This window comes from Pseudomonas sp. FSL R10-2189, assembly GCF_009600325.1.
GTDB classification, from domain to species: domain Bacteria; phylum Pseudomonadota; class Gammaproteobacteria; order Pseudomonadales; family Pseudomonadaceae; genus Aquipseudomonas; species Aquipseudomonas helleri.
The window spans coordinates 1-8123 of record NZ_WIVZ01000069.1 but is presented as its reverse complement, the minus strand read 5'-3'; the positions used below and the strand labels follow the sequence as shown (position 1 = coordinate 8123).

Sequence of the window (8123 nt, the reverse complement as noted above, 5' to 3'; positions counted from 1 at the left end):
GGCGGGGTTTCACGGGCTGGGTGGGTGCTCGAAACACCTCCAGCCTAGGTCTCGGGGAATTCTGCTTTGAACGGGCGGGATTCGAGACCTGGAAAGCCAATTCTGCGTGGGAAACCCCCCGCTGTAAAGCCTCCAGCCTCTTCCCGATACCTCCCCCCGACGCTTGGATACCATGATGCTTTGGGCTTGGGGGAGTACAGCTGCTGATCAAGGGATCTCTTCACAGCAGCCGGTATAGCCGGTTAGGTGCGACCCGAAAGGGCGAGAAGGCAACGGCAGGGCAGCGTAAAAACCCAACCACGGGCGCTGTCACTGTCTTAAAACCCACCAACCGCCAGACGCCGAAGAGGGCTAGGGGCTCGACTGTAAACAACCCCTGAAAGTCTGGAACGCCTGTTGGGAGTGGGAGTCGGGAGTGTTTATCCCTCTGAAATTTCCCCGCTGCGTGGAGCCATGCGAGAGGCTTTTTTTAAGGCCAATCGTAGGGGCTCCCACGCCAGTGGGAACCTCAACCGGCGCGCTAGCCAGCATCATCATGCCGCCCTGCGGCTCTAGCTGCGCGTCAGCCCGCCTTGTCCCTGCTCTTGCCCTTTAGGGTCATAACCCGCTCTGGATCTACTCCAGCGAGTGGGGGCCCCCCTTTAGGGGGTCGAGCTGGTGAGCGTAGCGAATGTTTTTGATCTCAGTGATCCTATGGATCAATTGCTCCTTGGAATCTACTATGCGGTAGGGTGACTCCGCCTTCATATCTGTCTTATCTAACTAACAAATATAATATTAAGGGATTACATGAAAAAAAATACCGGCACTGAATACGAAGCATTTGTTGGTGCTATTCAGCAAAGCTTAATCAACTCTGAAGTGAGTTCAAATCTTAAAAATATAAAAGTCGAGGTCAATAAAAAAATAGAAGATATCAATGGGATAGTTCGGCAGTTTGATGTCTATTGGGAATTCAATTTAGGCGGTTATGATTACAAAACAGTCATAGAATGTAAAGATTATGCTTCTCGAGTTAGTATCGAGAAAATTGATGCGCTTCTTGGTAAAACAAGTGACATTCCTGGCCTTAGGCTTATCTATGCAACAAGAACAGGCTATCAAATAGGTGCGCAGACAAAGGCAAATAAACACAAAATAGATCTTCTTATTGTAAGGGAAGGGTCAGATGAAGATTGGACTGCGCCAGATGGAACGCCATTAATAAAAACTATAAGCCTTAATATTAGTAGTATATCACCCCCTAGAATAACTTCATTTTCTCCAGGTGTTGATAAATCTTGGCTAGAATCCCAGCCTGGGCTGGATTTGGAGGGGATAGACCAAAAATTGGGTATGGCACTTAACGATGAAGTATTTATAGCTAATGAGGCAACAGGTAGTAGAATTTCACTTCATACACTAGCTGGCTTACTACCTGTTAAATTTCCAGGTATCACATATGGGAAAGGGGTGTACAGCGAGGATCTAAATGACTCATATTTAGAATATGAAGGTGGTGGTATAAGGTTAAAAATCAAAGGATACAAGCTTGCGTATGAGTACCACGAACCCGTAAATGTCATGTCAGTTATTGATTATTCTAAAGAGCTGCTTGGTATCGTTCAGAACTATTCGTCAGGAGATAAGAAAATGGTGTTTAGGGAAGGCATGGTAAAATAAGAATATACTGAAAAAACCCCTCTATTCTAGGGGTTTTATCGCCACTATTCTTGTCTGTGCATCTAATGATTTACTTTAATAACTGAATTTAGTTCTATATATTTTTCTATCTGACAAGGTAATTACTAGATTTTTGTAATTAGTCTTTTAAACTCATTAGAACCTTGGCCATCCTCACCTAGAACAGCCAGTCGCTCAGCTGGTCGTGTCAGAAAGTTATCCAGTAATGATAGTAGGGCTGCACGTTTTTCGGTTGACTGTGTTTGTTGATACAACACAGCCGCGCCGACCAAAACCTTGACCCTATCTTCTGCCTTCTTGGCTGTAGCTCGTTGTCGTGCTTCTGCCTGCTGAATCTTGGCTGTGAGTTGGTCACGTTTTCGTTTCAAATCGTCTAAATCAGCCATGTCTGTTCTGCCTTTGATGGTGTCGGTTGTTGTCATTCTACGCTAGAGTATTGGAGTGCACAGACCTACCCTGAAAGAAGAGAAGGGCGCACTTACGCAAACTACGTTTGCAGGCGGTCGGCGATGCCGACAAATCAAAAACAGATCACAAGCAAATCGAGAGTCAAAAACCGTGGCGCTCTACTCCGCATCCGTCAAACCCATCAGTCGTAGCAGTGGCCGTTCCGCCACTGCCGCCGCTGCGTATCGGAATGCAGAGCGAATCATCGACGAGCGTACCGGCGACATTCACGACTACACCCGCCGTTCCGGCGTGGATCACGTCGAGTCATTTGCTCCGGTCGGTATGGCTCCACAGTCAAGTTCTGAACTGTGGAACAAGGCCGAAGCCGCCGAGGTTCGCAAGAACGCTCGAGTGGCCCGGGAAGTGCTGGTCGCACTGCCTCACGAACTTGACCAGGTACAACGCCGAGAGCTGGCCAAGTCGATTGCCCAGGGCTTGGCTGATCGCTACGGCACAGCGGGAACGCTGGCCGTTCACCAGCCCGACCGAGAGGGCGACAACCGCAATCACCACGTCCATATCTTGATGACCACGCGCCGCCTTGATGCGTCGGGCCAGTTGGGCGAGAAGACCCGCGAACTGGACGACGTAAAGCGCGGCCCGCAAGAGGTGGAGTGGATACGGGCCATGATCGAGGGTCGAACCAACCAATCACTGGAGCGCGCCGGGCTTGAGGCGCGGGTGGATCGGCGTTCTTTGATTGAGCAGCGCGCCGCTGCGCTCGATGCCGGCGACATGGATCGAGCTGCGGAGCTGGATCGGCCGGCAACCCTTCATGAAGGCCCAAGGGTGACGCAGATCAGGCGCGAGTCGGCCCGTAAAGGCCGGGCGCCGTTGGGCGCTCTGGATCGAGCGGCGGCGAATGACCATACCCGCGAACTAATGATCGACCGGGCCGAGCTGGGCATGGTGTCGGCGCAGATTTTCAACTTTGAAAAAGCCCGTGCAGAGCGGGCTGCACGCGAACAAGTGGCCAAAACCGCCGCTGATGGAATGGCCGCTTTCAAGGCTCGCTTCCAGCAAAACCAAGACATCAACGCCCGTATTGATGCGGAGCGCGAGCGCATGGTCAACGAGCTGCACAGAGTTGCCCTGGAGCGCGCAGCACTCGAACGGCAAGAGCAGGCCAAAGCGGCCTTAAAGCGATTCGAAAAAGACCAGTTAAGCCACGATAAAGCCCCAAGCAAAGGCCGTGGCGGCCCTGACTTCGGCATGTAAGGGGAAGAATTTGAGCATCAGTGAGCAGGAGCTATTTGGCCTGATGGCAGTAGCCCAAGAGCAGCAGCAAGCTGTCAGTGAGGCACTGAAAAATCTAGAGGATCGACAGGTTGCACTGAATGCGGTCATAGCCCGAGCTGGTGCAGCTGTTGAAGAGATGAACAAAGCGGGGCACGCCTCGGCGCTTATCATCGAGAAGGCCACGCGGATCGCGGTTGAGAAGGCGGTTCAGGCCGCGCTAGCGGACGTCCAGCAGCAAACCCAGTCCACTCTGGGGGATTCTGTAAATCCCGCTGTGAAGGCGCTACAGGGCGTTACAGCGCGTGCTGAGAAGGCGGAAGAAAGCCTGCACCAAGCAGCAAGCTCGATCAGTTGGAAGTGGGCCGCTATTTGGGCTGCGACCAGTTGCGTGCTGCTGGCTTCCATCGTGGGGTTGTCCATGCTTCTGGTACCCAGCCCCAACGAAATCGGGGATCTGCGGGCCAATGCTGCCGCCCTAGAGGCCAAAGGTGGCAAGGTTAATCTGACCCTGTGCGGTCCTCAGAAACGACTTTGTGCCGAGATCGATACTAAGGCTGATGCTTGGGGCGAAAACAGCCAGTTTCGAATCCTCAAAGGCTACTGACGCGCTGCGCTTGTCGGCCCTTTCGATCCCATGCGGCTACGCCACACGGCCTCAAAATGGCTAACCAAACGGGCAAAGTATCCGAATCGGATACTTTGCCCGTTTGGTTAGCCATTTTGAGGCCGTGTGGCGTAGCCGCATGGGATCGAAAGGGCCGACAAGCGCAGCGCGTCAGTAGCCTTTGAGGATTCGAAACTGGCTGTTTTCGCCCCAAGCATCAGCCTTAGTATCGATCTCGGCACAAAGTCGTTTCTGAGGACCGCACAGGGTCAGATTAACCTTGCCACCTTTGGCCTCTAGGGCGGCAGCATTGGCCCGCAGATCCCCGATTTCGTTGGGGCTGGGTACCAGAAGCATGGACAACCCCACGATGGAAGCCAGCAGCACGCAACTGGTCGCAGCCCAAATAGCGGCCCACTTCCAACTGATCGAGCTTGCTGCTTGGTGCAGGCTTTCTTCCGCCTTCTCAGCACGCGCTGTAACGCCCTGTAGCGCCTTCACAGCGGGATTTACAGAATCCCCCAGAGTGGACTGGGTTTGCTGCTGGACGTCCGCTAGCGCGGCCTGAACCGCCTTCTCAACCGCGATCCGCGTGGCCTTCTCGATGATAAGCGCCGAGGCGTGCCCCGCTTTGTTCATCTCTTCAACAGCTGCACCAGCTCGGGCTATGACCGCATTCAGTGCAACCTGTCGATCCTCTAGATTTTTCAGTGCCTCACTGACAGCTTGCTGCTGCTCTTGGGCTACTGCCATCAGGCCAAATAGCTCCTGCTCACTGATGCTCAAATTCTTCCCCTTACATGCCGAAGTCAGGGCCGCCACGGCCTTTGCTTGGGGCTTTATCGTGGCTTAACTGGTCTTTTTCGAATCGCTTTAAGGCCGCTTTGGCCTGCTCTTGCCGTTCGAGTGCTGCGCGCTCCAGGGCAACTCTGTGCAGCTCGTTGACCATGCGCTCGCGCTCCGCATCAATACGGGCGTTGATGTCTTGGTTTTGCTGGAAGCGAGCCTTGAAAGCGGCCATTCCATCAGCGGCGGTTTTGGCCACTTGTTCGCGTGCAGCCCGCTCTGCACGGGCTTTTTCAAAGTTGAAAATCTGCGCCGACACCATGCCCAGCTCGGCCCGGTCGATCATTAGTTCGCGGGTATGGTCATTCGCCGCCGCTCGATCCAGAGCGCCCAACGGCGCCCGGCCTTTACGGGCCGACTCGCGCCTGATCTGCGTCACCCTTGGGCCTTCATGAAGGGTTGCCGGCCGATCCAGCTCCGCAGCTCGATCCATGTCGCCGGCATCGAGCGCAGCGGCGCGCTGCTCAATCAAAGAACGCCGATCCACCCGCGCCTCAAGCCCGGCGCGCTCCAGTGATTGGTTGGTTCGACCCTCGATCATGGCCCGTATCCACTCCACCTCTTGCGGGCCGCGCTTTACGTCGTCCAGTTCGCGGGTCTTCTCGCCCAACTGGCCCGACGCATCAAGGCGGCGCGTGGTCATCAAGATATGGACGTGGTGATTGCGGTTGTCGCCCTCTCGGTCGGGCTGGTGAACGGCCAGCGTTCCCGCTGTGCCGTAGCGATCAGCCAAGCCCTGGGCAATCGACTTGGCCAGCTCTCGGCGTTGTACCTGGTCAAGTTCGTGAGGCAGTGCGACCAGCACTTCCCGGGCCACTCGAGCGTTCTTGCGAACCTCGGCGGCTTCGGCCTTGTTCCACAGTTCAGAACTTGACTGTGGAGCCATACCGACCGGAGCAAATGACTCGACGTGATCCACGCCGGAACGGCGGGTGTAGTCGTGAATGTCGCCGGTACGCTCGTCGATGATTCGCTCTGCATTCCGATACGCAGCGGCGGCAGTGGCGGAACGGCCACTGCTACGACTGATGGGTTTGACGGATGCGGAGTAGAGCGCCACGGTTTTTGACTCTCGATTTGCTTGTGATCTGTTTTTGATTTGTCGGCATCGCCGACCGCCTGCAAACGTAGTTTGCGTAAGTGCGCCCTTCTCTTCTTTCAGGGTAGGTCTGTGCACTCCAATACTCTAGCGTAGAATGACAACAACCGACACCATCAAAGGCAGAACAGACATGGCTGATTTAGACGATTTGAAACGAAAACGTGACCAACTCACAGCCAAGATTCAGCAGGCAGAAGCACGACAACGAGCTACAGCCAAGAAGGCAGAAGATAGGGTCAAGGTTTTGGTCGGCGCGGCTGTGTTGTATCAACAAACACAGTCAACCGAAAAACGTGCAGCCCTACTATCATTACTGGATAACTTTCTGACACGACCAGCTGAGCGACTGGCTGTTCTAGGTGAGGATGGCCAAGGTTCTAATGAGTTTAAAAGACTAATTACAAAAATCTAGTAATTACCTTGTCAGATAGAAAAATATATAGAACTAAATTCAGTTATTAAAGTAAATCATTAGATGCACAGACAAGAATAGTGGCGATAAAACCCCTAGAATAGAGGGGTTTTTTCAGTATATTCTTATTTTACCATGCCTTCCCTAAACACCATTTTCTTATCTCCTGACGAATAGTTCTGAACGATACCAAGCAGCTCTTTAGAATAATCAATAACTGACATGACATTTACGGGTTCGTGGTACTCATACGCAAGCTTGTATCCTTTGATTTTTAACCTTATACCACCACCTTCATATTCTAAATATGAGTCATTTAGATCCTCGCTGTACACCCCTTTCCCATATGTGATACCTGGAAATTTAACAGGTAGTAAGCCAGCTAGTGTATGAAGTGAAATTCTACTACCTGTTGCCTCATTAGCTATAAATACTTCATCGTTAAGTGCCATACCCAATTTTTGGTCTATCCCCTCCAAATCCAGCCCAGGCTGGGATTCTAGCCAAGATTTATCAACACCTGGAGAAAATGAAGTTATTCTAGGGGGTGATATACTACTAATATTAAGGCTTATAGTTTTTATTAATGGCGTTCCATCTGGCGCAGTCCAATCTTCATCTGACCCTTCCCTTACAATAAGAAGATCTATTTTGTGTTTATTTGCCTTTGTCTGCGCACCTATTTGATAGCCTGTTCTTGTTGCATAGATAAGCCTAAGGCCAGGAATGTCACTTGTTTTACCAAGAAGCGCATCAATTTTCTCGATACTAACTCGAGAAGCATAATCTTTACATTCTATGACTGTTTTGTAATCATAACCGCCTAAATTGAATTCCCAATAGACATCAAACTGCCGAACTATCCCATTGATATCTTCTATTTTTTTATTGACCTCGACTTTTATATTTTTAAGATTTGAACTCACTTCAGAGTTGATTAAGCTTTGCTGAATAGCACCAACAAATGCTTCGTATTCAGTGCCGGTATTTTTTTTCATGTAATCCCTTAATATTATATTTGTTAGTTAGATAAGACAGATATGAAGGCGGAGTCACCCTACCGCATAGTAGATTCCAAGGAGCAATTGATCCATAGGATCACTGAGATCAAAAACATTCGCTACGCTCACCAGCTCGACCCCCTAAAGGGGGGCCCCCACTCGCTGGAGTAGATCCAGAGCGGGTTATGACCCTAAAGGGCAAGAGCAGGGACAAGGCGGGCTGACGCGCAGCTAGAGCCGCAGGGCGGCATGATGATGCTGGCTAGCGCGCCGGTTGAGGTTCCCACTGGCGTGGGAGCCCCTACGATTGGCCTTAAAAAAAGCCTCTCGCATGGCTCCACGCAGCGGGGAAATTTCAGAGGGATAAACACTCCCGACTCCCACTCCCAACAGGCGTTCCAGACTTTCAGGGGTTGTTTACAGTCGAGCCCCTAGCCCTCTTCGGCGTCTGGCGGTTGGTGGGTTTTAAGACAGTGACAGCGCCCGTGGTTGGGTTTTTACGCTGCCCTGCCGTTGCCTTCTCGCCCTTTCGGGTCGCACCTAACCGGCTATACCGGCTGCTGTGAAGAGATCCCTTGATCAGCAGCTGTACTCCCCCAAGCCCAAAGCATCATGGTATCCAAGCGTCGGGGGGAGGTATCGGGAAGAGGCTGGAGGCTTTACAGCGGGGGGTTTCCCACGCAGAATTGGCTTTCCAGGTCTCGAATCCCGCCCGTTCAAAGCAGAATTCCCCGAGACCTAGGCTGGAGGTGTTTCGAGCACCCACCCAGCCCGTGAAACCCCGCC

8 protein-coding genes are annotated in these 8123 nt (G+C 52.2%); 4 read left to right on the top strand and 4 right to left on the bottom strand.

Going from position 1 to position 8123, the window contains the following annotated elements; genetic code table 11:
* Nucleotides 1-789 precede the first annotated feature (789 nt).
* Entirely contained in the window at nt 790-1662 is an 873-nt protein-coding gene (locus GHO32_RS25660) for a hypothetical protein (protein ID WP_153334582.1), read from the top strand.
* A gap of 125 nt (nt 1663-1787) precedes the next feature.
* Here the strand turns inward: GHO32_RS25660 and GHO32_RS25665 are convergent, their stop codons facing one another.
* Nucleotides 1788-2069: a hypothetical protein gene (locus GHO32_RS25665; RefSeq protein ID WP_153338423.1), complete on the bottom strand. Its 282-nt coding sequence runs from the start codon at nt 2067-2069 to the stop codon at nt 1788-1790.
* 172 nt (nt 2070-2241) lie between these two features.
* Between GHO32_RS25665 and mobQ (GHO32_RS25670) the strand changes: the two genes are divergently transcribed.
* Both mobQ (GHO32_RS25670) and GHO32_RS25675 read left to right on the top strand, forming a co-directional pair.
* Nucleotides 2242-3351, top strand: coding sequence for a MobQ family relaxase (gene mobQ, locus GHO32_RS25670; RefSeq protein WP_368668533.1), 1110 nt, complete (start codon nt 2242-2244; stop codon nt 3349-3351).
* Between the two features lie 10 nt (nt 3352-3361).
* Complete coding sequence (locus GHO32_RS25675; RefSeq protein ID WP_153338424.1) at nt 3362-3976, top strand: hypothetical protein; 615 nt, start codon at nt 3362-3364, stop codon at nt 3974-3976.
* 171 nt (nt 3977-4147) lie between these two features.
* Here GHO32_RS25675 and GHO32_RS25680 read toward each other — a convergent pair whose 3' ends face one another.
* Together GHO32_RS25680 and mobQ (GHO32_RS25685) are read right to left on the bottom strand one after the other, a co-directional pair.
* Nucleotides 4148-4762 (bottom strand): hypothetical protein, encoded by a 615-nt coding sequence (locus tag GHO32_RS25680; RefSeq protein ID WP_153338424.1) that lies wholly within the window; start codon nt 4760-4762, stop codon nt 4148-4150.
* Between the two features lie 10 nt (nt 4763-4772).
* Nucleotides 4773-5882: a MobQ family relaxase gene (gene mobQ / locus GHO32_RS25685; protein ID WP_368668533.1), complete on the bottom strand. Its 1110-nt coding sequence runs from the start codon at nt 5880-5882 to the stop codon at nt 4773-4775.
* Between the two features lie 172 nt (nt 5883-6054).
* Here mobQ (GHO32_RS25685) and GHO32_RS25690 point away from each other — a divergent pair, with 172 nt between their 5' ends.
* Nucleotides 6055-6336: a hypothetical protein gene (locus GHO32_RS25690; protein WP_153338423.1), complete on the top strand. Its 282-nt coding sequence runs from the start codon at nt 6055-6057 to the stop codon at nt 6334-6336.
* Between the two features lie 125 nt (nt 6337-6461).
* On the opposite strand, the gene GHO32_RS25695 is transcribed toward GHO32_RS25690, so the two are convergent.
* Nucleotides 6462-7334, bottom strand: coding sequence for a hypothetical protein (locus GHO32_RS25695; RefSeq protein WP_153334582.1), 873 nt, complete (start codon nt 7332-7334; stop codon nt 6462-6464).
* Nucleotides 7335-8123: the final 789 nt, after the last annotated feature.